Below are 25,365 nucleotides of genomic sequence, written 5' to 3' on the forward strand. Positions count from 1 at the left end.
CGCCTTTGCAAGGGTAGCTACGGAGCGTTTGCGACCGGTTTCCCCCTTTGCGAAAGGGGCCGAGCAGCGCCTGCGGCCAGCTTCCCCCCTTTCGCGAAAAGGGGGGCGCTTTTCAGCGTCGTCGCCTGTCAGATCGACAAATGCTCGATCGCCGCGACGCTGCCCAACCTGTCCGACAAGCGCTTGAGCAGGGCCAGGCGGTTGTTGCGCACGGCCGCGTCGTCGACGTTGACCATCACGCCGTCGAAGAACGCGTCTACCTGCGGCCGCAAGCCGGCTAGAACTGCCAAAGCACGAACATATTTCTTTGACTTGAGGTCATCTTCGGTTTGAGCGATAGCTTTTTCAAGCGCATCGTATAGCTCTCGCTCTGCACCCTCACTCAAAAGCGAAACGTTTATGTCCTCGTAAACACCTTCGTCAGCCTTCCGAAGGATATTGCGGCAACGTTTGTTGGCAGCAGCCAAAGCTTCTGCTTCCGGAAGCTTCGCAAATTCTCCAATAGCTTCGAGCCGATGGTTGAAGTCAAGGAGTGAGTCTGGTTGTACCTCTTCGACAGCGGTGAAGTACTGCGGAGGGATAGATTTCTCTGCGTAGTAACTACGTAAGCGGTCAATGATGAAGTCTCGAAGCTCACCTATAGCGGCTGAGGAGTAGGATTGAATACTGCTTTGAGAATCAGAGATGACGGCGCCTTTTTCGCGCGCTTCGGTTACTGCATCCTGCTTCTTCTGCGCAGCGACTCTAGCCATGTCGAATTTGGCTTGATCATATGCGCGATCCAAAAGAGGCCAAAGTTGGAGATCAAGATATGACTCGATCATCGTACGGGCCAAGCCGAGCGCATTGCGACGTAACGCGAAAGGATCTTTGTTTCCAGTGGGCTTCAGTCCCGCAGCGAACCCGCTTGCAAGCGTATCTAGTCTTTCCGCAATCGCTAGTACGCGACCCAGATCGCTATGAGCGATCGCGTCGCCGGCGTAGCGCGGCATGTAGGCTTCGTCGAGCGCGGCGGCCAGTTCCAGCGGCTGGTTCTCGACCGCGGCGTAATAGCGGCCGGCGATGCCCTGCAATTCCGGGAATTCGTTGACCAGGCGCGATTGCAGATCGGCCTTGGACAGTTCCGCCGCGCGCCGCGCGAGTTGCGGGTCGACGCCCGCGGCCTGGGCCACGGTCTCGGCCAGCGCGGCCACGCGCGCGACCTTGTCGGCGATCGTGCCCAGCTTGTCCTGGTACTTGACCGTCTTCAGGCCCTCGTTCATCGAGGCCAGACCCTGCTTCATGTCCTCGACGAAGAAGAACTTGGCGTCGGCGAAGCGCGGGCGGATCACCCGCTCGTAGCCCTTGCGCACTTCCGACTCGTCGCGGCTTTCGATGTTGGCGATGCCGATGAAGCGCTCGCTGAGCTTGCCGCTGGCGTCCAGCACCGGGAAGAACTTCTGGTTCGCTTCCATGGTCGCGATCAGCGCTTCCTGCGGAACGGCCAGGAACGCGGCCTCGAAGCTGCAGGCGATCGCCTTGGGCCATTCGGTCAGGCCGTTGACCTCTTCCAGGATGCCGGCGTCGATGCGCGCGCTGCCGCCGTCCGCACTGGCGGCGGCGGTGACTTCCTGGACGATGCGCTCGCGGCGCTCGTCCGGATCGACCAGCACTTTGGCGCCACGCAGGAATTCCACGTAATCGTCCGGCGTGCTGAACCACACCGACTTGTCGTGCATGAAACGGTGGCCGCGGCTCATGCGGTCGCTGCGCACGCCGAGGATCTCGGCGTCGACCACGTCCTTGCCCAGCAGCACCACCAGCCAATGCACCGGCCGGGCGAAACCGTAGTCGTGGTCGCCCCAGCGCATCGGCTTGGGAATCGGCATGGCGGCGAGCGCGTCGCGGATCACGTCCTGCAGCAGCTCTCGGGTCTGCGCGCCGGGCTTGACCGCGCGGTGGACGAAGCGTTCGCCCTTGGCGTCGCTGGTCTTCTCCAGCTGCGTCCAGTCGATGCCGGCCTTGGCGGCGAAGCCCTGCAGGGCCTTGGTCGGCTGGCCGTCGGCGTCGAGCGCGATGTTGAGGTAGGGGCCGAGCACTTCGGACTTCTGCTCCGGCTGCTCGGTGGCGACGCCCTTGAGCAGCACGGCCAGGCGGCGCGGCGTGTACAGCGGCTTGGCGCCGTCGCGGTCGTAGGCGATGCCGCGCTTGGCCAGGCCGTCGATCACGCCGTCGAAGAAGGCCTGGGCCAGGCCGGGCAGGGCCTTGACCGGCAGTTCTTCGGTGCCCAGTTCGATCAGCAGCGGCTGCATGTGGGTCTGCTGGGACATCACGCGGCCTCCTGCTTGTCGCGCTTCAGGCCCGGGAAGCCGAGCTTCTCGCGCTGCGCGTGGTACGCCTCGGCGACGCCCTGGGCGATGCGGCGCACGCGCAGGATGTAGCGCTGGCGCTCGGTCACGCTGATCGCGCGGCGGGCGTCGAGCAGGTTGAAGGAATGGCTGGCCTTGCAGACCTGGTCGTAGGCCGGCAGCGGCAGGCCGAGTTCGATCAGCTTCAGCGCTTCGGCCTCGCAGGCGTCGAAGCGGTGGAACAGTTCGGCCACGTCGGCGTGCTCGAAGTTGTAGGCGCTCTGCTCGACTTCGTTCTGGTGGTAGACGTCACGGTAGGTCACCGGCGTGCCGTCCGGACCGTAGGTCCAGACCAGGTCGAACACGTTGTCGACGTTCTGCAGGTACATGCACAGGCGCTCGAGGCCGTAGGTGATCTCGCCGAGCACCGGCCGGCACTCCAGGCCGCCGGCCTGCTGGAAATAAGTGAACTGGGTCACTTCCATGCCGTTGAGCCAGACCTCCCAGCCCAGGCCCCAGGCGCCGAGCGTCGGCGATTCCCAGTTGTCCTCGACCAGGCGCAGGTCGTGCACCAGCGGATCCACGCCCAGCGCCTTGAGCGAATCGAAGTACAGCTCGACGATGTTGTCGGGGCTGGGCTTCATCGCTACCTGGTACTGGTAGTAGCGCTGCAGGCGATTGGGGTTTTCGCCGTAGCGGCCGTCGGTGGGGCGGCGGCAGGGCTGCACGTAGGCGGCGTTCCACGGCTCCGGACCCAGCGCGCGCAAGAAGGTCGCCGGGTGGAAGGTGCCGGCGCCGACTTCCAGGTCGAGCGGCTGGATCAGCACGCAGCCCTGATCGGCCCAATAGGCGTTCAGGCGCTGGATGAGCTGCTGGAACGTGGGTGCGTCCGTCACTATCGCTGGCGAATTCGCAGACATGTTCAAAGAGTGCCGTGAACGGGGCGCGCTAGTATAGCGGCCGCCCCCACGGTGTCTGAGCAGGCAGGAGCTGTACCCGGTGGAATATCGGCAAGGTCCCGCATCCACGGCCGCATCCGGTCGCGGCGCGCCGCGTCTGCCGCCGGGCCGCCTGACCCTGGATCACGTGGCCGCGGCCCTGGCCGAGGACGGCCTGATCGGTCCCGAGGACGTCAAGCGCGTGCAGCTGCCCACCGGCGCCCGCCATTCCAGCGACGTCCACCCGCTGGTGCTGATCGCCAACCTCAAGTTCGCCTCCGGCCAGACCCCGGGCACCGATCTGGGCCTGGAGCGGCTGAGCGAGTGGCTGGCCCAGGTCAGCGGCCTGCGCTACCTGCGCATCGACCCGACCCGCGTCGACGTGCCCGCGGCGACCGCGGTGGTCTCGCACGCCTACGCGCGCCGGCACCGCATCCTGCCGCTGGCGGTGAACGCCGAGCGCGTGCTGATCGCGACCAGCGAACCCAACGACCTGGACTGGCTGCCCGACGTGCGCCACCTGACCCGGCGCGAGATCGAGCTGGCGGTGGTCAATCCGCTCGACCTGCACCGTTACACCATGGAGTTCTTCGGCGTGACGCGCTCGGTGCGCGGCGCCCGCGACGGCAATCGCGAGCAGGGCACCGGCATGCCCAGCTTCGAACAGCTGGTCGAACTGGGCCGGGTCGGCGAAGTCGGCGCCGACGACCATCACATCGTCCATATCGTCGACTGGCTGCTGCAGTACGCCAACGAGCAACGCGCGTCCGACATCCACCTGGAGCCGCGCCGCGACATCGGCCGGGTGCGGTTCCGCATCGACGGCGTGATGCACAAGGTGTTCGAGATGCCGCCGCCGGTGATGAACGCGGTGGTCAGCCGGATCAAGGTGCTGGGCCGCATGGACCTGGCCGAACGCCGGCGCCCGCAGGACGGCCGCATCAAGACCCGCTCGCCGGGCGGGCGCGAAGTCGAGATGCGTCTGTCGACCATGCCGACGGCGTTCGGCGAGAAGTGCGTGGCGCGGCTGTTCGATCCGGACACGGCGCTGAAGACGATCGACCAGCTCGGCTTCAGCGCGCAGGAGTCGGCGGGCTGGAACGACCTGGTGCAGCGTCCGCACGGGATCGTGCTGGTGACCGGCCCGACCGGGTCGGGCAAGACCACCACGCTGTATTCCACGCTCAAGCAGCTGGCGACGCCGGACGTGAACGTCTGCAGCGTCGAGGACCCGATCGAAATGATCGCGCCCGAGTTCAACCAGATGCAGGTGCAGCCCTCGATCGACTTGGATTTCGCCAGCGGCGTGCGCACCCTGCTGCGCCAGGACCCCGACATCATCATGATCGGCGAGATCCGCGACCTGGAAACCGCGCAGATGGCGGTGCAGGCCGCGCTGACCGGCCATCTGGTGCTGTCGACCCTGCACACCAACGACGCCGCTTCGGCGATCACGCGCCTGCTCGACCTGGGCGTGCCGCATTACCTGGTCGCGTCCACGCTCAACGGCGTGCTCGCGCAGCGCCTGGTGCGGACCCTGTGCCCGCACTGCAAGCGGCCCAGCCCCTTGGGCGAGGCCGAATGGCAGGCCCTGCTCGGCGTCGGCCAGACCCCGCCCTCGGGCGCCGGCGCCCACGCCCCGGTCGGCTGCCTGGAATGCCGCCGCACCGGCTACCTGGGCCGGGTCGGCCTGTACGAGCTGCTGCCGATCACCCCGGGCCTGCGGCGGCTGATCCGGCCGGATCTGGACCTGGCTGCGTTCAACCGCGCCGCCACGGCCGAGGGCGTGCGTTCGCTGCGGGTGGCCGCGGCCGAAAAGGTGGCGCTGGGATTGACTACAATCCCCGAAGTCGTATCGGTATTGCCCCCGCAGGAATGAACAGCGCCCCTTTCTTGATCCTCGAGACCGGCCAACCGGTCGCCACGATGCGCCGCCACCGCGGCTTTCCGCATTGGATCCGCGTCGCCGCGGGCCTGGAGCGCGACGAGGCGGTGACCGTCAACGTCGAGGCCGGCGAGCCGCTGCCGAGCACGCGCGAAGGTTTCGCCGGCACCATCGTCACCGGTTCCGGCGCCATGGTCACCGACCGCGCCGACTGGAGCGAACGCAGCGCGGCCTGGCTGCGCGACGCCGCCCACGCCGGCATGCCGCTGTTCGGCATCTGCTACGGTCACCAGCTGCTCGCGCACGCGCTGGGCGGCGAGGTCGGCGATCATCCGCAGGGCCGCGAGATGGGCACCATCGGCCTGGAGCTGCATCCGCAGGCCGGCGACGATCCTCTGTTCGGAGGCCTGCCGGAGCGCTTCGAAGCCCAGGCCACGCACCTGCAGACCGTGCTGCGCGCACCCGACGGTGCGACCGTGCTGGCGCGCTCGCCGCACGACGCCTGCCACGCGTTCCGCTGGGGCGATCGCGCCTGGGGCGTGCAGTTCCACCCCGAATTCAGCGCCACCCACATGCGTGGCTACGTGCAGGCGCGCAAGGTCGCGCTGCAGCGCGAGGGCCACTGCCCGAAGACGATCGCCGGCAACATCGCCGCCACGCCGCACGCGCGGCGCGTGCTGCGCCGGTTCGTCCACCACGCGCGCGGCCTGCACGGACGCTGAGGCGGCGACGGAAGGACCGCGGTTTGGTACGCATGCGCTCACTACAGGCCACAGGGCCGGGGAACAGATCGGAATGATCCAGATTCGCAAGGTGCCGCTCAGCCAGGGCGTTCAATGGCTGGTGCAGGCGGTCAATATCGGCGCGCGCAATCCGCGCGCCGTGTTCGGCGCGGCGCTGCTGTTCATCGCCACGCTGTACACGCTCACCTTGCTGTTCGTGCTGCCGTTCGCCGCGAGCATGCGCGAAGGCGCCGCGGCGTCGCCGGACCCCACGCGGGTGCTGACCGCGATGGCGCCGTTGTTCCTGATGCTGGTGTTCGTGCTGCCGATCCTGCTCGGCGGCCTGATGCACGTGATCCGCGAGGCCGAGGCCGGCCGTCCGGTGCGCGCGCGCGACCTGTTCGCGCCGTTCCGCCTGCGCAAGGCCGGCTCGCTGGCCTTGCTGGGCGTGATCCAGATCGTCCTGGCCGCGTTGAGCATCCTGTTGGTGGTGCTGCTGGCCGGCGACGACTACTGGACCGACTACATGACCGCGATGCGCACGGTGATGACCGGCGGCACCCCGGTGATGCCGCAGCCGAACCATCCGGGCCTGATGATGGCGGTGCAGCTGGTCTTCAACTACTTCACCTACACCCTGCTCCTGCTTTGCATTCCCTTGATCCTGTTCTCCCGCGCCGGCCTGGTCGACGCGGTCAAGGCCAGCCTGCGCGCTTCGGTGTCCAACGTCGGCGCCAATCTGCTGGCCGGCGGCCTGTTCATGGCGAGCATGCTGCTGGCCGCGCTGATCGTCGGCGTGCTCGGGCTGCTGGCGGCCCTGATCGGCAGCGTGGTTCACCCGCTGCTGGGCGCCCTGTTGTCGCTGGTGCTGTATGCGGCCTTCGGTGCCGCGGTGCTGGTGGTATTGGTCGGCGGCAGCTACCTGGCCTGGCGCGACACCTTCGGCGACGAAGACGCGCCGGTGCCGCCGCCGGCCGGGAACGGCCACATCGAGGCCTGAGTTCCGGACGTTCCGGCCCGGCGATGGCCGGGCCGCGTGGCGTTCGCGCGGCGAGGGCCGAGACCTCCGATCAGGCCGCCGCTTCCAGAGCCGCGCCGCGGCGCAGATCGTGGCGCGCCCACAGATAGATCAGCAGGCCTGCGACCGCGGTCGCGGCGCCGATGTAGCCGGTCGACGTCCATCCGTAGCCGGCCGTGATCGCCATGCCGCCCAGCCAGGGGCCCAGCGCGTTGGCGGCGTTGAAGGCGGAGTGGTTGGAGGCGGCCGCCAAGGTTTGCGCGTCGGCCGCCACGTCCATCAGATGCGCCTGCAGCACCGGCGCCAGCGCGCCCATGGTGCCGACCGCGATCACCGCCGGCAGCACCGCCCACACCGATTGCGCGGCCAGCGGGAACACGAGCAGCAGCAGGGTCGACCACAGCAGCACCGCGGCGGCGGCGCGGAACTGCAGGCGGTCGAACAGCCAGCCGCCGGCGAGGTTGCCGAGGATGCCGCCGACGCCGAACGCGACCAGCGCGAACGGAGTCCAGGACTCGGGCACGCCGGTGACGTGGATCAGGGTCGGCGCCAGATAACCGAACACGCAGAACATGCCGGCGAAGCCGATCGCGCCGATGCCCAGGGTCAGCCACACCGGCGCGCGGTTGAAGTCGCGCAGTTCGCGGATCGGGTCCTGGCGCGGCTCGGCCGGATCCGGCGGCAGGGTGCGCGCGACCATCGCCACGGTCATGGCCGCGATCACGGTGACCAGGCCGAAGGCGTAGCGCCAATCCAGCACCTGGCCCAGCCAGGTCGCGAACGGATTGCCGATCAACAGCGCGATCGCCAGGCCCAGCAGCGGCCGGCTGACCGCGACGCCGCGCTGTTCGGGCGGACTGATCGCCGCCGCCACCAGCGCCGCGACGCCGAAGTAGGCGCCGTGCGGCAATCCGGCGATGAAGCGGAACAGTAGCATGGTCGGGTAGTTGGGCGCGAGCGCGCTGGCGATGTTGCCCAGCGCGTAGAAGGCCATCAGCGCCAGCAGCAGCGTGCGCCGGCGCAGGCGCGCACCCAGGATCGCCAGCAGCGGCGCGCCGACCACCACGCCCAGCGCGTAGGCGCTGATCACGTGCCCGACCTGCGGTTCGGTCACCGACAGGCCGCGGGCGATATCGGGCATCAGGCCCATCACCACGAACTCGCTGGTGCCGATGGCGAAGCCGCCCATCGCCAGCGCGAACAGGATCAACGCGACCTGGCGCCGGGACAGGGTCGGCGACATCGGGATGCCGGAATCGGCCATGGTGGGGTCCGCGGAGGGGAGGCCGGGTATTATTGCTGCGTCGCAGCAAATACGTCAGCGGCGCGGATGCATCGCTGCGTCCCGCGAGCGGGGCTCGGTGCTGCGCGCGGGCTGGGAATGCACGGCCCGCGAGGCGATGTTTGCCGAATCTGGCGACTGGGTCGGGCGGGCGATGCTCGGCCCTTTGTGGGAGCGACGTGAGTCGCGATAACGAATCTTCGGGGGCGGACGAATCGCGACTCACGTCGCTCCCACAGGAGCGGCGCGGCTAAGCTTCGGGTAGGAGCGGCGTAAGCCGCGACCCGGCACCGCGACGACCGATCCCAGGACCGGCGCCGCAAGCCCGATCAGCCCGCCGCTTCCGGCTCGCGCGGCGTGACCCAGCCCGCAGCGACGATGCCCAGCTCGTACAGCACGCACATCGGGATCGCCAGCATCAGCTGCGAGACCACGTCCGGCGGGGTGATCACCGCGGCGATGATGAAGATGCCGACCACCGCGTAGCCGCGGCCTTCCTTCAACTGCTTGGGCGTGACCCAGCCGAGCAGGACCAGGATCACCAGCGCCACCGGCAGCTCGAAGCTGGCGCCGAAGGCGAGGAAGATCACCAGCACGAAATCCAGGTACTTGCCGATGTCCGGCGTCATCGCCACCACCGACGGGGTGAACCTGACCAGGAAGCCGAACACCGCCGGCAGCACCAGGAAGTAGGCGAACGCGCAGCCGGCGTAGAACAGCGTCACCGCCGAGGCCAGCAAGGGCAGGGCCAGACGCTTCTCGCGCTTGTACAGCCCGGGCGCGACGAAGGCCCAGGCCTGGTAGAGCAGCCAGGGCACGGTCAGGAACAGCGCGGTGAAGAACGCCAGTTTGACCGGGACGAAGAAGCCGCCGGCCGGATCGGCGGCGATCAGCTTGCCCGATTCCGGCAGCTTGCCCAGCAGCGGGCCGGCCAGCAGCGAGAAGATCTCCGAGGCGAACGGCATCAGCGCCAGGAACACGATCATCAGGCCGACCACGGCGCGCAGCAGGCGCGCGCGCAGTTCGATCAGGTGATCGAGCAGGCGCGGCTCGGCGCCGGCTTCGTCTTCGGCCGACGACGCGGCGCGGGGATCAGCGTCGCTCATCGTCGGGCTTCGTGTCGGTAGGGGCGTCGGCGGGCAGCGCCGCGGGCTCGGCGGCCGGGCTGGAGTTCAGCGCTTCGACGCTGCGCTCGGCGTCGCGCAGCTCGCGCTGCACGGTGTCGCGGCTGTCGTGGATCTGGTTGCGCAGGCTTTCCTGGGCTTCGCGCAGGTCGGCCTGGGTCTGGCGCAGGCTGCGGCGCAATTCCTCGTCGGCCAGTTCGTTCTCGAGTTCGGATTTCACCGAATACCACTGCGCGCGCGCGCGCCGCACCCACAGGCCGGCGAAGCGCGCGGCCTTGGGGAGGCGTTCGGGGCCGAGCACGAGCAGGGCCACGACCGCGATGACGAAGATTTCGGAGAAGCCGATGTCGAACATGACCGCGCGCCGGAAACGTCGGGGGGGACGCTAACGGGTATCAGCGCGGGGTTTGTTCGTCGTTGCGCGTCTGCGCGTTGGCGTCTTCGCGCCGGGTTTCGTCGGGGAGCTGTGCGGCCGGCTTGTCTTCGTCCTGCACGCCCTTCTTGAAACCCTTCACCGCTTCGCCGAGGTCCTGGCCCACGTTCTTCAGGCGCTTGGTGCCGAACACCAGCACCACGATCACCAGCACGATCAGCCAGTGCCAAAGACTCAAACCGCCCATGTGTGATTCCGCCGAAGTTGGGTGCTCAGGATACCGCAAGCCTTGTTACGGGACCCGTGACCGCAGGCATGTCTGCGCATGAATGGGCGCCGGGCTCAGGGCAGCGGTTCGACCTTGGTCTGGCTGGGCTCGTCGGCCGGCTCGGTGGGCGTGGCCGGCTGGATCGGAGCCGGCTGGACGGGGGCCGCGGCGGGCGTCGGGTTGGAGGGGTAGACGGTCGCGCCGGTGGCCGGGCGCGGCTCTTCCTGGCGGTTCGTGCGGGCGATCGCGCTGGCTTCTTCCAGGCGATCGCGGAAATCGACCACGGCTTCCGACGGCGCCTGCGCCGAACGGCCTTCGAAGATCATGCGCGGGGTGGTGCCGTTGCCGTAGACGACCTGGTTGGCCTGATCGTCGATCTGCAGCACCGCGCCGTCCAGGGCCACGCCCGCGAACAGGCCGCGCGCGCGCGACCAGGACCAGATTTCGGCCTTGAGCTGGCCGTCGGTGGCGGCCGCGGCGCTGCGGCCGACCGGGCCGGCGGCGACGCCGGCATCGGCGCCCAGGGTGATCTTGCCGTTGACGATCGAATCCAGGCCGCGCTCGCCGCGGAACACCAGCACGATGTCGGAGGACTGCACGCCGGCCTGGAAGCCGATGCTGCCGCCGGTGAGCTTGACGAAGCTCGGGTTGGACCAGGTGCCGTCGGGATTTTTGACCGACACCAGGCCGTGGCCGCGGCGGCCGCCCAGCACCAGGCCGACCTTGAGCGTGTCGGGCACGACCACGATCGCGCGCGCCTCGTCGAACAGCTTGTCCGGAATCGCCGACTCCGGAATCTGCTGGATGTCGCTGAGCACGCGCACCGCGTTGCGGGCGCGGGCGTCCTCGTCGGGGCCGGCGACGGCGGACGCGGCGAAGCTCAGGCTGAGCACGAGGAGGGCGAGACGCGACGGACGGGACATGGACGGACTCCGGCGAAGACGGGGGATGGCGCGCATGCGTATGACCGCGAAGGCGCGCCGTGGTTCAGGCTAGTAACGCGGCGATGAATCGCCACGGAACCGCGACGGCATCGCGCCGCGACCGCGCATGCTGCCCGGCCGCGTCGGTGCTGTCATCCTATAGGCATGCCCGCCGACGCCAGCATCGACCCCGATACCTCCGTTCCCGACGACGGTTCCTGCGCCGCAGCCGCGCGCGACACCGCTGTGGTGCTGGTCAACCTCGGTACGCCCGAGGCCCCGACCGCGCCCGCGGTGCGCCGCTATCTGTCCGAATTCCTGCACGACCGCCGCGTGGTCAGCCTGACCCGCTGGCTGTGGTGCCCGTTGCTGCACTTCGCGATCCTGCCGCTGCGCTCGTCGCGGGTCGCGCACAAGTACGCCAGCATCTGGCTGCCCGGCGAGGACGGCGGCTCGCCGCTGGCCGTCTACACGCGGCGCCTGGCGCGCGCGGTGCAGCGCGAACTGCCGCAGGTACGGGTGCTCGATGCGATGCGTTACGGCACGCCCTCGCTGCGCGGCGCCCTGCGGCAGCTGCGCGCCGACGGCGTGCGCAGGCTGCTGGTGCTGCCGCTGTACCCGCAGTACTCGACCTCGACCACGGCCTCGGTGGCCGATGTGATCGCGCGCGGCGAAGGCCCGACCACGCGCATGGTCGAGGACTACCACTGCGATCCGGGCTGGGTCGCGGCGGTGGCGAACTCGATCCGCGCCCATCGCGAGGCGAACGGCGCCGGCGAGCACCTGCTGTTCTCGTTCCACGGCCTGCCGCAGCGCCTGGCCGACGACGGCGATCCCTATCCGCAGCACTGCGAGGCCGGCGCGCGCGCGATCGCGCAGGCGCTGGGCCTGGCCGACGAGGCCTGGACCCTGAGCTACCAGTCGCGCTTCGGCCGCGAACGCTGGCTGGAACCGGCGACCGCGGCCACCCTGCAGGCCCTGGCCGCGCGCGGCCTGCGCCGGGTCGACGTGGTCGCGCCCGGGTTCGCGGTCGACTGCCTGGAAACGCTGGAAGAGGTGGCGATGATGCTGGCCGAGGATTTCGCCGCGCGCGGCGGCGAGCTGCGCTACATCCCCTGCCTCAACGACAGCCCCGAGCATGCGGCGGTGCTGGCGGCGATCGCGCGCCGCGAACTGGAGGCCTGGGCATGAGCGGCGACGGCCAGCGCGCCGCCGCGGCCTTGCGCGAGTTCGCGGTCGACACCCCGTTCGGCCGCCTCGGCGGCCTGCGCAACAACGTCCACGGCGCGCCGCGCCTGCTGGCGCTGCATGGTTGGCTGGACAATGCGGCGAGCTTCGTGCCGCTGGCGCCGCATCTGGCCGGTTTCGACCTGGTCGCCCCGGACCTGCCGGGTCACGGGGTCAGCGCGCATTTGCCGCCGTCCGCCGAGTACACCCTGGTGGCCGCCGCGCGCGCCGCGTTCGCGGTCGCCGATGCGCTGGGCTGGGACCGCTTCGCCCTGCTCGGCCATTCGATGGGCGGCGCCACCGCCAGCCTGATGGCCGCCGCGGCGCCGCAGCGGATCGAGCGCCTGCAGCTGATCGAGGCCCTGGGCGGCTTGTCCGAAGCCGAAGAGCGCACCGCATCGCGCTTGCGCGACGCCTTCGCCGACCAGGCCGCCTTGTCCGGCAAGCAACTGCGCGTGTTCGGCGACATCGCCACCGCGGTGCGCGCGCGCATGCAGGCCAACGGCCTGAGCGAGCCCGTGGCGCGGTTGCTGGTCGAGCGCGGCATCGCCCCGGTGCCCGCCGGCCGCTACGCCGACGACGCGGCCGGCGGCTACATCTGGCGCAGCGACCCGCGCCTGACCCTGGCCACGGCGGTGCGCATGACCGAGGCGCAGGTGCGCGACGTGATCGCCTCCATCCAATGCCCGACCCGGGTGATCTACGTCGAACCCGCGTTCCAGTACTTCAACACCGAACTGCGCAATGCGCGCATCGCCCTGCTGCGCCACGGCGAAAGCGCGGCGGTGCCCGGCGGCCATCACCTGCACATGGAAGACCCCGATGCGGTCATGGCCGCGATCGGCGACTTCCTGACCCGGCCGCTGTAAGGGCCGAGCGCACGACGAGATAGCCAAGCGCCTGCCTACGGCGTCGGCGGCTTTCCATCCGGGCAGCGGATCGGTGCCAAGCCGAGGTACTCGCGCAGGCCGTTGTCGTCGAGCTTGATGAAATGACAGCCGGTTTCGCTGTCGCATTCGCCGGTGTAGATCGCGCCGCGCCAGCGCACCGCGGGAGTCACGTCGTAGCAGTAGCCGCCGCCGTCGAAGCGGACCCACCAGAACGCAGCGGCGCCCGCGCCGATTAGGGCGACGGCGAACAGAGCCAGGGCGACGCGTTTGAGCGTCATCGAGGCGATCGCCGCGGAACTGGCCGCATGGTGGGGGCCGCGCTGAGCGCGGCGCAACGCGCGACGGTTGCGTCCAGGCCGGTCTCGATATCGCCGCGCCAGCGTGAGTGCACGCGGCGGTCGACGACGGCGCTCAGCTCGTCTTGCCGCATAGGGCGTTGAGCGCTGCCTTCAACGGCCGCCCTTCGTTGCGGAAATACTCGCGCTGGTCGCGCCAGCGCGGGCTGCGCGCTTCGACCTCGCGCCAGAACGCGCGCGAGTGGTCGGCGTGGATCAGATGGCACAGCTCGTGCACCAGCACGTATTCGAACGCGGCCGGCGGCGCCAGCACCAGGGCCAGGTCCAGCGACAGCGCGCCGTCGGGCGAGAGCGAGCCCCATTGCGAAGACATCACGCGCAGGCGGATGCGCGCGGGCGCGCGCGGCAGGCCGTGCAGGTATTTGGGCAGCCAGCGCCCGATGTCGGCGCGGGCCTGGGCCTCGTAGAAATCGCGCAGCGCGCGCCGCAGCGCGGCCGGTGCGACCGCTTCGGGTGCGACGATGGCGATCGCGCCGTCAGCGTCCTCGGCGATGCGCAGGTAGCGGCCGACGCTCCAGCGCAGCGGCCGCGATTCGCCGCGCAACGGCAGCTGCCCGTCCATGTGCGGCTGCAACGCCGCGTGTTCGCTGCGGGTGCTGGCGAGCTGCGCGGCCAGCCAGTCGCCGTGCTCGCGCACGAAGCGCTCGCCGGCGCGGTCGCTGGCGCGCACCGGCAGGGTCAGGCGCGCGCCGCGTTCGTCGACGCTGAGCTTGAGCCGGCGCGCGCGCGGATCGCGCACGCGCAGCAATTCGACCGCGCGCCCGTCGTCGAGCACGATCGTGACCGTCTCGCGTTCGACCCCGCGCGCGACCGGACGCGACTGGCCGGTCAGCAGGCGCAGCAGGCTGGTCATGGGTGGGGTTCCGCCATGCGCAGAGGATAGCGCGCGGGGATGACGGTTGCGGGGCGAGGTGCGGTGAGCGCTTCAACGCGGGCTTGGGTGTGCGCTGAGCTGATGCCTGCGGCGCAGAAGGTTCCGATTCTCCTTCTCCCTTGGACGAAGGCGGCTCGTAGAGACTGGCGCTCGCGCCGAACCCTCACCCCAAGCCGCACCCCGACCCGACCGCACAGCGGTCGGGCGTCCGGTGCAGCGCGAGCCGTCGGCTCGCAAGCACGGCCCCTCACCCCGGCGGCTACGGCAGGAGCGAAGGGCTCAGAGCTTCAAGCCTCGGCCTTGCTCAACTTCAGCGCCGGCTCCAGCACGTTGAACAGGCGCTTGACCTCGCCGCTCATCAGCGCGAAGCGCGCGTCGAGTTCTGCGCGCAGGTCGTCGCGCTCGGTGTTCTCCAGGCTGTCGACGGCGCCGTCGAGCAGCTTGAACTTGCGGATCACCAGGTCCTCGCCGAGCACGAACGACACATGGTCGTCCAGGTTCAGCGCCAGGCGGGTGACCTGCTTGCCGGTTTCCAGGTGCTTGTTGATCTCGTCGCCCTGCAGCTCCATGCGCTGGCACTTGACCACCGCGCCCTGTTCCATCGGGTCGCGCAGTTCGCATTCGTCGCCCAGGGTCAGCCCCTCGGGCAGCGGTTCGCCGGCCAGCCAGCCGGTCAGGATCGAGCGCGGTGCGACTTCGGCGTTCAGCGGCAGCGCCGGGAAGCTGCCCAGCGCGCGGCGGATCTCGCTGACCACGTTCTCGCCGCTCTTGCGGCTGGAGGTGTCGACCACGACGATGCCGTGCTCCAGGTCGAGCAGGGCGTCGGTGCGGCTGGGCTTGATGAAGGCGCGCGGCAGCAGGTCGACGATCAGCTCGTCCTTGAGCCGCTTGCGGGTGCGGCTGCCCGGCTTGCGGCCTTCCTTCTGTTCGATCTCGGCCAGCTTCTTGGCCAGCATGTCGTTGACCACCGAACCCGGCAGCAGCCGGTCTTCGCCGCCGACGCTGAGCCAGATCGCGTCCTGGATGCGGTGCGACATGGCTTCGGCATCGCGCCCGAACGGCGAGATGAAACCGCGCGAGGACAGCTCCAGCGGGCCGACCGGCTTGAGCTTGCACTCCTCCAGGCCGGTGTCGAGTTCGTCGAGTTTGGTGGTGGTCGGGAAGCGGAACAGCGTCAGGTTGCGGAAGAACATCGAAATCCCGAAAAAGTGAGGAAGGGGGGCGCAGCGGAATCGCGGCCGGGCTTACATGGCCGGCGACTCCGCCTCGTCTTCCCGTTCGTGCGGCTCTCCCGCCAGCCACGCACGCGTGTCCGGCAGGGGCGAGGGGCCGGCATGGCCCAGGGCGAGGAAATCGAACAACTTGGGATCCGACAGCTGCGAGGGGCGGATGTCGCCCAGGGCCCGCGAGATGGTTTCGATCCGGCCCGGGGTGTCGCGCTCCCAGGCGTCCATCATCTTCTTGACCTGCTTGCGTTGCAGGTTTTCCTGCGAGCCGCACAGGTTGCAGGGAATGATCGGGAACTCGCGCTGCGCGGCGTACTGGGCGATGTCGTCCTCGCGCACGTAGGCCAGCGGCCGGATCACCACGTGCTTGCCGTCGTCGGACAGCAGCTTGGGCGGCATTCCGCTGAGCTTGGCGTGGAAGAACAGGTTGAGGAAGAAGGTCGCGACGAGGTCGTCGCGGTGGTGGCCCAGCGCGATCTTGGTGAAGCCTTGCTGCTCGGCGTAGGTGTACAGCGCGCCGCGCCGCAGGCGCGAGCACAGCGAGCACATGGTCTTGCCCTCGGGCACGACCCGGGTCACCACCGAGTACGTGTCCTGCTCGAGGATCTTGTACGGCACGCCGACCGATTCCAGGTAGGCGGGCAGCACGTGCTCGGGGAAGTCGGGCTGCTTCTGGTCCAGGTTGACCGCGACCAGTTCGAACTTGACCGGCGCCTTCTTCTGCAGCTGCAGCAGGATGTCGAGCAGGGTGTAGCTGTCCTTGCCGCCGGACAGGCAGACCATGACCTTGTCGCCTTCTTCGATCATGCCGAAGTCGGCGATCGCGCGGCCGACCTGGTGGCGCAGGCGCTTGGCCAGGCGCTGCTGTTCGTGGGCGCGGCGCTGCTCGGCGCGGACGTGGCGCTGGGGTTCGGCTAGGGGCAGGACGGTGCTCATCAGGCCGACCATTCTACGGGCTGGGCCGGCGCGGCTGCGATCCGGGGCCGGGCGGCGACCGCGTCGGCTTCCAAGCGCCGCGAACGGTGCACGAACGAACGATGCACAAGCGAACGGCGCGGTGCACCGCGCCGTCGTGGCGGCAAGGGCTAACGCCATCCGCCGAAAGCCGCCGCCCGTTCTCCGGGGCGGTCGGCGCGAGCCTGCTTCTACCTGTGGGACATTTACTTGGGGGCATCCTTGCCGCGAACCGGGGCCGGGCTGTCCTCGGCCACCGGCTTCAGCGTCATCTCGCGGTGGCCGTCCGTGGGCGTCTGACCCGGGTTGAGGTTCGTATCCGGCGCGACCGCAATATTGAGGCGGCACTCCTTCTTGAGCGGAACGCCGGAAGGGAATTGCTGGCATTTGTCGCTTTTCACGCCATCCGGGCAGCACCATTTGGTGCCTCTTTCGCCCGCGATGATGATGTTCTTGGCCATAGCCTGCTGCGAGGCGCATGCGATCAACACGAAAGCGGCAGTCAGAACGAAGCGATTCATCAGACCTCTCCTTGGTGTGCGGCTTATCCGCGGCGCCAGGATAGGCAAACGATTCTCTAACTAAATATGAACGAAATTTTTACTATTCAGGCGGTCGACAGTCGGCCGGGCCGGCTGCCCGACCGCGGCGCGACGCGGCAGGCGGCGGGCCCGCGCTGCCGCGCGTCGATCGCTGCGCGTCAAGCGCCGCCGTCTGGAGTTATGGCGACGCCATCGCCGCGCGTTAAGCTCGACGCATGAGCGAGAGCGACGACCCCGCCGAAATAGCACGCAAGCTGGCCGAACTGCGGTTGGAGCATCGCGACCTGGATGCGGCCATCGACCGTCTGGCTCATGACACCGACGCCGACGAACTCACAGTCAAGCGCCTGAAGAAACGCAAGCTGTGGCTGAAGGATTGCATCGCGCGCTTGGAAAGCGCGTTGATTCCCGACGAGCCGGCCTGAGCGCCGGTCGCGGCAACACCGTCATCGCCGTAGCGCGTGCCGCCTCATGCGCGTTTGGTGACGTGCGTGGCTGCTGCCGGCCTTAGCCCCTGTGCTACGGTGCGCGCACTCGTAGCGGGTCACCGAATGGCGAACAAGGACGAACTCATCGGCGCGGCGCGCAACCCGTGGTGGCGGGCTGCCGCCATCGTCGCTGCGCTGGCGCTGGTGGCGACCTTCGCATTGGGCGGATTCAAGCCGGCGAAGGATCAGACCAAGCCGCTGGCGCAGTACTCAGCCGGCCAACGCGTGCAGAGCGGGGCGATGGCGGTGACGCCGGTGCGCGCCTGGGTGGCGCATTACCGCCCGGGCGGGCGGATGGAACCGAATCAGCTTTACCTGGTTCTGCAAGCCGACATCGAGAACCTCACCGGGCGCAGCTACAGCGGCTTCGGCTACCCGCGCCAGGATCTCATCCTGGTATCGGCCCAGCGCGAGCCGGTGCAAGCCGACAATCTGCTCATGGCCGATGACCACGGCGTGGTCGCCGACCTGCATCCGCGCCTTATCCAACGCGTGGAGCTGATCTGGAAGCTGCCGCCGGCTTACGTCTACGCGCCGCGCCAGACCTTCGGCCTGTTCGCGCGCGACTACAAAGCCAAGGCCTATCTCAACGACGAAGGCGCCTGGCTGCAGGGCGATCCGCTGGCCAAGCTCGATCTGCCCGTGCAAGACCTGCGCGACCGGCTGGTGGCGCCGTGAGCGCGCCTCCGTCCGCCGCTGCGACGCGCTGGCGTTGGCGCGACCTGCTGTGGATCGCACTGGCGCTGGTCGCAGTGGTCGCGCTGCGCACGGGCCAGTCCGATTACGAACAGCGCGATGCGCCCCTGCTGCAATCTGCGCCGGCCGCGCGCGCGGTCGGGCGCAACTTCGCGGTGGAGGTCGGCCGCCTCAAGGTCGCCCGGGCCTATCTGCTCAAGGGCGACTTCGCGCGGCCCGAGGACCGCACGCTGCGCAGCCCCGGCGTATGGCTGTCGGTGCTGGCCAAGGTCGAGGCGCTGCAGCGGCCGGGTTATCTGAGCGCGCAGATCCGCACCCGCGACGGATTGGTCTACGTTGCCTCCAACAAGGAACGGCCCAAGCTCGACGGCTTCAACCTCAGCGAGCGCGAGCTGGCTCCGGGCTTGCCCGAGAGCGGCGCGTGGTTCTTCGAGCTGCCGCCCGACCAACTCGAAGGCGCGCACCTGCAATTGTATTGGGGCAGCCTGTTGCCGGTGGGCGGCGACAGCCTGGTCGACGTCGATCTGCGCCTGGACAAGGCCGCCGCGCGCAAGCTGCTCGCCGATGCCAAACCGGTCCTGGACCTGCGACTGTGAGCGCCGCACCGATGACGACGAACGAAGACGCCGCGGTGCCCGCGCCGTCGACCGGCTGGTGGCGGCGCAATGCCGGCTGGCTCGCCGGCACTGCAGTATTCGGCGCGCTGGCACTGTGGCTGCCGTACCGCGATGCGCTGCAGCAATACCGCGAGCGCAATCCCAGCATTGCAGTAAGCGCGGCCAAGGGCGACTGGACCGCCTTCGCCGGCGCGTGCTGGAGGCTGGTCGCTGCCGAGTCGATGCTCGCGGGCGATGCGCGCTTGCGCGGACGGCTGCGCAAGGATGCCGAAGTCTTGCTGCTGAGCTACGAAGTGATAGCCGACGAAGGCACCAAGGCCAGCGACCTCGACCTATGCCGCGGCGCGATCGTCGACGCGCGCGGACGGCGCTGGGAGGCCGGCGGCGCGGCGTTGCCGCGTCTGTCCGGGCCGCGCTTGCCGGAGACCTGCGGCAGCGGCTACGACGCGGCGTTCCAACGGGTGCAGGCCTTGCCCACGCGGCCGTTCGCGTTCCGGCACGCATTCGTGCTGCCGCGCGGGCTGCGCCCGGACGAGTTGCGCGCGCGCATCGAGCTGAAGAACTCGCAGAAAGCCGAAGGGCAATATCTCGAATTCGGGTTGTGAGGTCCGGGCCGCGCCGGCGCGCTGCCCGCGGCCTTCGATTTCACCCGGTTTCAGCGCAGCGGCCGGCTGCCGGTGCCCGCGCAAGCCGCGCAGGCGATCGGCTCAGTCCGCGCGCGGCAAGCGCGCGACAGCGCGGTCGAACGTCGCCGCCAACAACACCACGCGCAATACATCGGTCAGCAACGAACTGCGGAACGACAGCGGCGTGTTCAGGAACACGGCGTAGATCTGTCCTTCCACCTTCTGCCAGGCCGGGTCCTTGGGGCCGACCAGCTGCTGCATCCAGTGCCACGACCACGAGTCCAGATACGCCAGCAACTGCCAGCACACGCACAGCGTCAGCAGCGCCGGCGTGCCCGCGCGCAGCACCAGGCGCAGGCTGTTGATCACCGGCACGCCTTTGCTGGTCCAACCCGCGCTTGCCTTGTCGGCGAGCATGCGCAAAGTGAAATGCATGGCCTTGAATCGAGCGACCGCGCGGTCCAGCGGCGCGTCGGCATCGTCCAGGCGCTGGGCCTTGCGCAGGTCGATGCCATACACGATCGCGGTGATCGCCAGCCAGATCAGCGGCAGCGCCACCGCGCCGGTCGCGGTGGCAAGGAAATCCCACAGCGGCGCCAGCGCGCGCTTGATCGGCGCCAGCATCTGGAACAGCGCGGCCGGGCTTTGCCACCACTCCGCCACCGCCGCGTACACCGCGCGTTCGTGCCACCACTCCTTGCCGGTCTGCAGCGCCTGGCCGATCGCGGCCACACCGACGAATACCCAGTACGCCTCGCATACTGTGGCCAGCACGTTCCACGAGGCGTGCCCGGTGGCCGCCGCGCGGCGACGACTGAACCAGCGTACCGCCCAGGCGATCGCCAGAGCGACCCACAGGCCCTTGAGAGTGAGCACGTGGAGCAGGTCCTCGCGCTCCCACACTCCGAAGATGTACGCGGTGACGAAGTAGCGGCGCAGGCTTTCCAGCAGGCCCCAGCCGACGTAGTAGGCGAAGAACGGCAGCAGCGCGATCGCCAGCGCAGTGATCCACTGTTTGCGCACCGCTTTCGTGTCAGGCGTGATCGCCCCTTGCGCGAGCACCGGCAGCGACAGCCGCAGCGACTGGAACATGAAGATGGTTCCGGCCAGCTGGGTCACGATCAGCAGCGACAGCGCGGCGAAGGACAGCAGCAGCGAACGTTCGCCGAGCTTGACCGCCAGATCCATCAACAGGTCGTAGCAGACGCGCTGGGCGAAGAACCAAAACGCCAGCGCCGGCCAATGCCGCCACAACAGACGCGCGGCCAGCAGCGGAATCTCCAGCCAGGCATGTTGCGCGGCGGCGCGGGCGGGTGCCGCGGGTGCTGGGCTGGCGGCTCGAACGCTCATCGGATGCTTCCTTGCGGGCGAGGTCGCATCCTAGCAAGAGGCACCGTTAGAGTGCCCACAGTGGGCTACACCGTTGCCGCAAAGTGCAACGTAGGCACTGTCACCCGGGCATCTTGTCGGCGACGCGCGCCGTCATGCGCGACGGTCGCCTGCTCGTGAGGGTCCTGATGTTCCGGCGTTGGCCTGGGCTTTGTGTATGCGCAAAGACGATCTGCCCAGCCGGTGCCGGTGCTGCGCAGATTCGGATCTGGGCCTAGTCGCGCGCTTGCGGCGACGACGCCGGAGCTCCGGCGTCGCCGTGGATCACTCCGCCGCCGGTTCGGCCGCGGGCTTGGCCAGTTCCGGGCTGATCTTCTCGATCGTGTGGCGCAGTTCGCGCCCCAGGATGACCTTGGCGTCCTTGGCCCAGGCGTCCAGGCGGGCGTCGAAGGCGAGCTTGCCGTTGCTGTCGGGCCAGACCAGCTTGAGTTCGCGCAGCTTCTGGATGAAGCCGCGGAACAGGGTCTTGTCGAAGAACTCCGGCGCGGCCGGTGCGTACAGCAGCGACAGGCGCTGAGCGGCGAGCTGGCATTGGCTTTCAAGTTCGCCGGCCGACAGCGTGCCCGCGCCGTTCTTCACCAGCACCGAAATCGCGATGTAGTAGCGCTCGAAGGCCTGCTGCAGCGAGTGGCCGATCGCGCGCAGGCGGAACACTTCGTCGGTCTGGCCGGCGTTGCGCGCCAGGATGCCGCCGTCGTCCTCGCTGACGCGTTCGAGCAGGCCTTCGCGGATGAACACTTCGACGGTGAGCGTCAGGCGCTGGGCGAATTCGTCCTCGCTCCAGGGCAGGAACAGTTCGGCCTGCAGGAACGGATACACGCTGCGGCCCAGGCGCAGCACGCCGGCCAGGCTCATGCGGCGGTTGTGCTGGAAGCAGCAGGCGATCCACGACGCGCCGGTGAACAGGTGCAGCACGTTGTTGCGGAAGTAGCTCAGCAACACCGCCTTGTCTTCGCCGTCCACGCCGAGCACGTCGCCGAGCGGGTGGGCGATGCGTTCGAGCACGTTGATCTCTTCGCCGTGGGCGACGATTTCCTGCGGCGTGTGCGGGGTGACGGTGACGCGGTCGGAGTACGGCAGTTCGGCCAACAGGGTCTTGGACAAGGCGATCTGGGCCAGAAGATCGGCCTCGCCCATGGCGTGCTTGGGCGTGGACAGCAGGGCCAGCGCGAGCAGGTTGATCGGATTGACGTCGGCGGCGCGGTTGACGTTGACCTGGATGCGTTCGGCCAGCACCGCGACGGTGTCGGACAGCCACTGCGGCTTGTCGTCTTCGCCGACCGGGCGACCGTCCCATTCCGGCGCATGCTCGGCCAGCACGTCGTTGAGCCGGATCGGTTCGCCGAAGTTCACCACCACCTGGCCGTAGTTGGAGCGCAGCACCTTGGGGATGCCCCAAAGCAGCGACCAGATCGATTCCTTTTCCTTGGGCTTGCCGGACAGCTCGTCGAGGTAGCTGTTGCCTTCCATCAGCTTCTCGTAGCCGATGTAGACCGGCTGGAACAGCACCGGCCGCGTGGGCTGGCGCAGGAAGCCGCGCACGGTCATCACGATCATGCCGCCCTTGGGCGGCAGCAGTCGGCCGGTGCGCGAGCGCCCGCCTTCGATGAAGTACTCGATCGAATAGCCGCCCGCGACCAGCTGCGCGACGTATTCGGAGAACACCGCCGAGTACAGCGCGCTGCCGCGGATGCTGCGACGCAGGAAAAACGCGCCGCCCTTGCGCAGGATGGTGCCGACCACCGGCAGGTTGAGGTTGGCGCCGGCGGCGATGTGCGGCGGCACGATGCCCTTGGTGTAGAGCAGGTAGCTCAGCAGCAGGTAGTCCATGTGGCTGCGATGGCAGGGCACGTAGACCACTTCGAAGCCGGGCGCTTCCTGTTTGAGCTTGTCCAGGTGATGGACCAGCACGCCACGGTAGATGCGGTTCCATACCGGCGTGAGCAGGAAGCTGGCCGAGCGCACCACCGGGTGCGAATAGTCGGCGGCGATTTCGTAGGCGATCGCGTGCGCCTTCTTCCAGGCGTCGACCGGCGAGCCGTTGTCGCGGCGCGCCTGGTCGGCGATCGCGTCCTTGACCGATTCGGAGGCGAGCACCTGATCGACCAGCAGGCGCCGGGTCGACAGATCCGGGCCGATGACCGCGGCGCGGATGCGGCGGAAGTGGGTGCGCAGCACGCGCGAGAGCTTGCGCACCGTGCGTTCGGCGGGCAGGCCTTCGGCGACGATGCCGCGCAGCGACACCGGCGGCGAGAACCGCACCAGGGTGTGGCGGCCGTTGAGCAGGATCGCGAGCAGGCGGCGGAAGCGGCCGACCAGGGTCCAGTTTTCCGAGAACAGGACCGAGAACCAGCCGGTGCTGCGGTCGGGCGCGCGGCCGACGAAGATCGACACCGGCACCAGTTGCACGTCCAGTTCCGGATCGGCGCGGTGGGCGTCGAGCAGGCGCGCCAGCGAGCCGGAGTGGGTCTTGGCCGGCGGCGGCTGCGGCGCGGTGCCGGCCAGCGATTCGCCCAGCGCCTGCAGCGGCACCAGGGTGCCGCCGGCGTTGCGGCGCGACAGCGCGACATAGGCGCGCTTGCGGCCGAGCGGGTCGCCGGGCAGCGGCTGCAAGGGCGAGGGCAGGCCGGTCTCGCGACAGGCGCGCTCCAGGATCAGGGCGTTGGACAGGCCGTAGTCCTCGAGCACGTAGCAGACCGGGCGGCCGTTCCATTCCTCGGCGACGTGTTCGGACGGCGACTTGGGCTCGATCGTCAGCTGCACCCACGGCGCCATCAGGCGGCCGAGCAGCTTGGCCCACCAGGGGCGGCGCGCCGGCGGCAGCGGACGCGCCTCGGTCGAGGTCGAAGCGGGCGGCGGGATCGGCAGCTCGGGCTGGGACGGGTCGTGTTCGGGTTCGGCGTCGGCCAGCGTCCCGGTCGCGACGGCTTCATGGGCCGCGCTGGGATCGGCGGTACCCGCGCCGGCGCGATCGTTTGCGCCCGGAGAGTCCTGCGGACCTGCCGGGTCGGCGGGCGGCGCGGCTGAATTCTGATTCTGCACGGCTTCGTCCGTTAACGCGTTGGTTTCGGCGCCGAACATGTCGGCTTCTGCGTTATGCGCGGTTTCGGCCGATGCGGCGGTCGAGTCTGCGGAGGGCGCGGGATCGGGCGCGGCGGCCTGGGCCGCAGGCTCGCCTTCGGTGGTCGCGCTGGGCGTGGCGTCGTCCGGGCGGGCCGGCGCGGCGTTGGGGAAGGGCAGGGGCGTTTGTTTCGGCATCGGCGCCATTATGCCCATTCGGATTGGGACTGCTTGCGCGAACGCGACGGCGTTCGGGGCCGGCGTTTGGCCTCGGTGCGCGACTAGGGCGCGGTGTTGGCGGCGGGCGCGCCGGGGCGGGCGCCGCGGGCGGTGACGGTGCGCGTGGCCTCGGCTTCGGCGTGGCGCAGCACATCGCTGAGGTACCAGCGGCCTTCGTGGCGTTCGACCCGCACGTAGGCGTCGATGGCCTGGCCGGCCAGGGTGTAGCGGATGCGCACCCGCGCGGTGTCGCCGGTCTGTTCGGCCAGGGTCGCTTCGACCCGGTCCAGGCTGGCGTCGAAATCCAGCCCGTAGCCGACCAGCACCCGCTTGAAGCGGCCGAAGAACGGGCCCAGGCGTTCCAGGCTGCGGTCCATGCCGGTCAGGCGCAGGGCGTCGGTGCCGGTCAGGGCGGTCTGGCGGGCGGCCGCGGCCAGTTGCGGGATCGCGATCCGGGCGCGCTTGGGATCGCCCAGCGGCGCGCGCTGGCCCCAGGCGCTGAGGGCGCCGATCAGCTGGGCGTAGTGATCGCGCTCTTCGGTGCTGTAGTCGCCCTCGCTGCGCACGTACTGGATCGCGAACATGCCCAGGGTGGACGCGGCCGAGCGCAGTTCGGCGTGGGCGCCGGCGAACTGGCGCTGGTAGACGGCCTGCAGCTTCTTCTCGGCGCCCGGCGCGGCCAGGGCCTGCAGGAAACCGGGCAGGCGGTCCTCCAGCGGCAGCTCGGTCAGCGGCCAGGTGGTGCGGCCTTCGCGCCAGGCGAGTTCGAGACGGTCGTGCAGCGCCGGCGGCACGGCATGGCGGGCGTAGCCGGCCAGGTCGTTGCTGCGCAGGTCGTGGACCAGCTGCTGCACCGCCTGGGCGGGCAGCTTCGGCGGCGCCTCGTTGTCTTGCAGCGGCGCGCGATCGCAGCCACCCGTGGCGGCGACGATCAGCAGCAACGCGGCCAAGGCGCGTCGGAACGGTGGCATGAGGCGGCTCCCCAGTCGCAAGCGGCATCTTGGCCGGGGCCGGGGCCGGCCACAAGCCAAGTCGGTTCCGGATCGTCGCCCGCATCGGCGACAGGCGCGTTGCGGCCGGATTGCGCAAGGCTTGTACGGATAAGCGCTTAAAAGCGTCTAACGGATGCTAATTATAGGTAATTTGCCACCATCGTCTCAGCCCAGAGTGTTTCGATCTCGGCTTCGATGAAAGCGGCCGGCATAAAAAAAGGAGGCGCTGGGCCTCCTTCAAACCGGCCGAGGCCGGGATTTCGAGTTGTGGCATGGCTCCGGCCAAGGCCGGACGTGGGCAGACTACGTCGCCTTCCAAGCTAATGCAATACCTGAAGTTAAATCATTT

The 25,365-nt window shown here is 69.1% G+C and carries 24 protein-coding genes; 9 read left to right on the plus strand and 15 right to left on the minus strand.

Translation table 11 applies throughout. The annotated features are described in order from the left end of the window. Positions 1–128: 128 nt before the first annotated feature. Positions 129–2,309 carry a glycine--tRNA ligase subunit beta gene (gene glyS / locus ASE10_RS08405; protein WP_056304665.1) on the minus strand — a complete coding sequence of 727 codons (2,181 nt, stop codon included), beginning with the start codon at positions 2,307–2,309 and terminating at the stop codon, positions 129–131. Then, positions 2,309–3,223 carry a glycine--tRNA ligase subunit alpha gene (gene glyQ / locus ASE10_RS08410; RefSeq protein WP_056097668.1) on the minus strand — a complete coding sequence of 305 codons (915 nt, stop codon included), beginning with the start codon at positions 3,221–3,223 and terminating at the stop codon, positions 2,309–2,311. Before glyQ ends, glyS begins: the two co-directional genes overlap by 1 nt. 103 nt (positions 3,224–3,326) lie before the next feature. Here glyQ and ASE10_RS08415 point away from each other — a divergent pair, with 103 nt between their 5' ends. From ASE10_RS08415 to ASE10_RS08425, 3 genes are all read left to right on the plus strand, one after another. Then, the gene (locus ASE10_RS08415; RefSeq protein WP_056304667.1) at positions 3,327–5,144 is read left to right on the plus strand and encodes a GspE/PulE family protein; all 1,818 of its coding nucleotides are present in this window, start codon (positions 3,327–3,329) and stop codon (positions 5,142–5,144) included. Continuing rightward, positions 5,141–5,872 carry a glutamine amidotransferase gene (locus ASE10_RS08420; RefSeq protein WP_055907327.1) on the plus strand — a complete coding sequence of 244 codons (732 nt, stop codon included), beginning with the start codon at positions 5,141–5,143 and terminating at the stop codon, positions 5,870–5,872. The genes ASE10_RS08415 and ASE10_RS08420 overlap by 4 nt, the downstream gene beginning before the upstream one ends. A gap of 73 nt (positions 5,873–5,945) precedes the next feature. Next, positions 5,946–6,872 (plus strand): hypothetical protein, encoded by a 927-nt coding sequence (locus ASE10_RS08425; RefSeq protein WP_056304669.1) that lies wholly within the window; start codon positions 5,946–5,948, stop codon positions 6,870–6,872. 70 nt (positions 6,873–6,942) lie between these two features. Here ASE10_RS08425 and ASE10_RS08430 read toward each other — a convergent pair whose 3' ends face one another. The 5 genes from ASE10_RS08430 to ASE10_RS08455 form a co-directional block, all read right to left on the minus strand. Next, the gene (locus tag ASE10_RS08430) at positions 6,943–8,154 is read right to left on the minus strand and encodes an MFS transporter (protein WP_056304671.1); all 1,212 of its coding nucleotides are present in this window, start codon (positions 8,152–8,154) and stop codon (positions 6,943–6,945) included. 347 nt (positions 8,155–8,501) lie between these two features. Next, positions 8,502–9,278, minus strand: coding sequence for a twin-arginine translocase subunit TatC (tatC, locus tag ASE10_RS08440; RefSeq protein ID WP_055907335.1), 777 nt, complete (start codon positions 9,276–9,278; stop codon positions 8,502–8,504). Continuing rightward, on the minus strand, positions 9,265–9,651 hold the full coding sequence (gene tatB / locus ASE10_RS08445; protein ID WP_056304675.1) for a Sec-independent protein translocase protein TatB: 387 nt from the start codon (positions 9,649–9,651) through the stop codon (positions 9,265–9,267). The genes tatC and tatB overlap by 14 nt, the downstream gene beginning before the upstream one ends. Positions 9,652–9,691: 40 nt before the next feature. Next, positions 9,692–9,916, minus strand: a complete 225-nt coding sequence (gene tatA, locus ASE10_RS08450) for a Sec-independent protein translocase subunit TatA (protein ID WP_055907340.1) — start codon at positions 9,914–9,916, stop codon at positions 9,692–9,694. A gap of 95 nt (positions 9,917–10,011) precedes the next feature. Further along, on the minus strand, positions 10,012–10,860 hold the full coding sequence (locus ASE10_RS08455; RefSeq protein WP_056304677.1) for a lipid-binding SYLF domain-containing protein: 849 nt from the start codon (positions 10,858–10,860) through the stop codon (positions 10,012–10,014). Between the two features lie 165 nt (positions 10,861–11,025). Here ASE10_RS08455 and hemH point away from each other — a divergent pair, with 165 nt between their 5' ends. Together hemH and ASE10_RS08465 are read left to right on the plus strand one after the other, a co-directional pair. After that, positions 11,026–12,051 carry a ferrochelatase gene (hemH, locus tag ASE10_RS08460; RefSeq protein WP_082586078.1) on the plus strand — a complete coding sequence of 342 codons (1,026 nt, stop codon included), beginning with the start codon at positions 11,026–11,028 and terminating at the stop codon, positions 12,049–12,051. Further along, positions 12,048–12,956 carry an alpha/beta hydrolase gene (locus ASE10_RS08465; RefSeq protein WP_056304679.1) on the plus strand — a complete coding sequence of 303 codons (909 nt, stop codon included), beginning with the start codon at positions 12,048–12,050 and terminating at the stop codon, positions 12,954–12,956. Before hemH ends, ASE10_RS08465 begins: the two co-directional genes overlap by 4 nt. 35 nt (positions 12,957–12,991) lie before the next feature. On the opposite strand, the gene ASE10_RS08470 is transcribed toward ASE10_RS08465, so the two are convergent. The 5 genes from ASE10_RS08470 to ASE10_RS08490 all read right to left on the minus strand — a co-directional run bounded on the left by ASE10_RS08470 (position 12,992) and on the right by ASE10_RS08490 (position 16,908). After that, positions 12,992–13,255 carry a hypothetical protein gene (locus ASE10_RS08470; protein WP_056304681.1) on the minus strand — a complete coding sequence of 88 codons (264 nt, stop codon included), beginning with the start codon at positions 13,253–13,255 and terminating at the stop codon, positions 12,992–12,994. 133 nt (positions 13,256–13,388) lie between these two features. After that, on the minus strand, positions 13,389–14,186 hold the full coding sequence (locus ASE10_RS08475) for a SprT family zinc-dependent metalloprotease (protein ID WP_056304683.1): 798 nt from the start codon (positions 14,184–14,186) through the stop codon (positions 13,389–13,391). 308 nt (positions 14,187–14,494) lie between these two features. Next, the gene (locus ASE10_RS08480) at positions 14,495–15,400 is read right to left on the minus strand and encodes a recombination-associated protein RdgC (protein ID WP_055907354.1); all 906 of its coding nucleotides are present in this window, start codon (positions 15,398–15,400) and stop codon (positions 14,495–14,497) included. Positions 15,401–15,451: 51 nt separating this feature from the next. After that, positions 15,452–16,369, minus strand: a complete 918-nt coding sequence (ttcA, locus tag ASE10_RS08485; protein ID WP_056305243.1) for a tRNA 2-thiocytidine(32) synthetase TtcA — start codon at positions 16,367–16,369, stop codon at positions 15,452–15,454. A gap of 224 nt (positions 16,370–16,593) precedes the next feature. Next, positions 16,594–16,908 carry a hypothetical protein gene (locus ASE10_RS08490; protein ID WP_056097679.1) on the minus strand — a complete coding sequence of 105 codons (315 nt, stop codon included), beginning with the start codon at positions 16,906–16,908 and terminating at the stop codon, positions 16,594–16,596. Positions 16,909–17,144: 236 nt separating this feature from the next. Here ASE10_RS08490 and ASE10_RS08495 point away from each other — a divergent pair, with 236 nt between their 5' ends. The 4 genes from ASE10_RS08495 (at position 17,145) to ASE10_RS08510 (ending at position 19,335) form a co-directional block, all read left to right on the plus strand. Further along, positions 17,145–17,354, plus strand: coding sequence for a YdcH family protein (locus tag ASE10_RS08495; RefSeq protein ID WP_056304686.1), 210 nt, complete (start codon positions 17,145–17,147; stop codon positions 17,352–17,354). A gap of 126 nt (positions 17,355–17,480) precedes the next feature. Continuing rightward, entirely contained in the window at positions 17,481–18,095 is a 615-nt protein-coding gene (locus ASE10_RS08500; protein WP_056304688.1) for a hypothetical protein, read from the plus strand. Beyond that, positions 18,092–18,709 (plus strand): hypothetical protein, encoded by a 618-nt coding sequence (locus tag ASE10_RS08505; RefSeq protein ID WP_056304690.1) that lies wholly within the window; start codon positions 18,092–18,094, stop codon positions 18,707–18,709. Before ASE10_RS08500 ends, ASE10_RS08505 begins: the two co-directional genes overlap by 4 nt. A gap of 11 nt (positions 18,710–18,720) precedes the next feature. Continuing rightward, a complete protein-coding gene (locus ASE10_RS08510; protein WP_056304692.1) occupies positions 18,721–19,335 on the plus strand; it encodes a hypothetical protein in 615 nt (204 codons plus the stop codon). A gap of 102 nt (positions 19,336–19,437) precedes the next feature. Here ASE10_RS08510 and ASE10_RS08515 read toward each other — a convergent pair whose 3' ends face one another. From ASE10_RS08515 to ASE10_RS08525, 3 genes are all read right to left on the minus strand, one after another. Beyond that, complete coding sequence (locus tag ASE10_RS08515; protein ID WP_056304694.1) at positions 19,438–20,706, minus strand: hypothetical protein; 1,269 nt, start codon at positions 20,704–20,706, stop codon at positions 19,438–19,440. A 303-nt stretch (positions 20,707–21,009) separates the two neighbouring features. Continuing rightward, positions 21,010–24,003, minus strand: coding sequence for a glycerol-3-phosphate 1-O-acyltransferase PlsB (gene plsB / locus ASE10_RS08520; protein WP_235567548.1), 2,994 nt, complete (start codon positions 24,001–24,003; stop codon positions 21,010–21,012). A gap of 83 nt (positions 24,004–24,086) precedes the next feature. After that, the gene (locus tag ASE10_RS08525) at positions 24,087–24,995 is read right to left on the minus strand and encodes a hypothetical protein (protein ID WP_056304698.1); all 909 of its coding nucleotides are present in this window, start codon (positions 24,993–24,995) and stop codon (positions 24,087–24,089) included. Positions 24,996–25,365 lie beyond the last annotated feature (370 nt).

This window comes from Lysobacter sp. Root76 (assembly GCF_001428685.1).
Classification (GTDB): domain Bacteria; phylum Pseudomonadota; class Gammaproteobacteria; order Xanthomonadales; family Xanthomonadaceae; genus Lysobacter.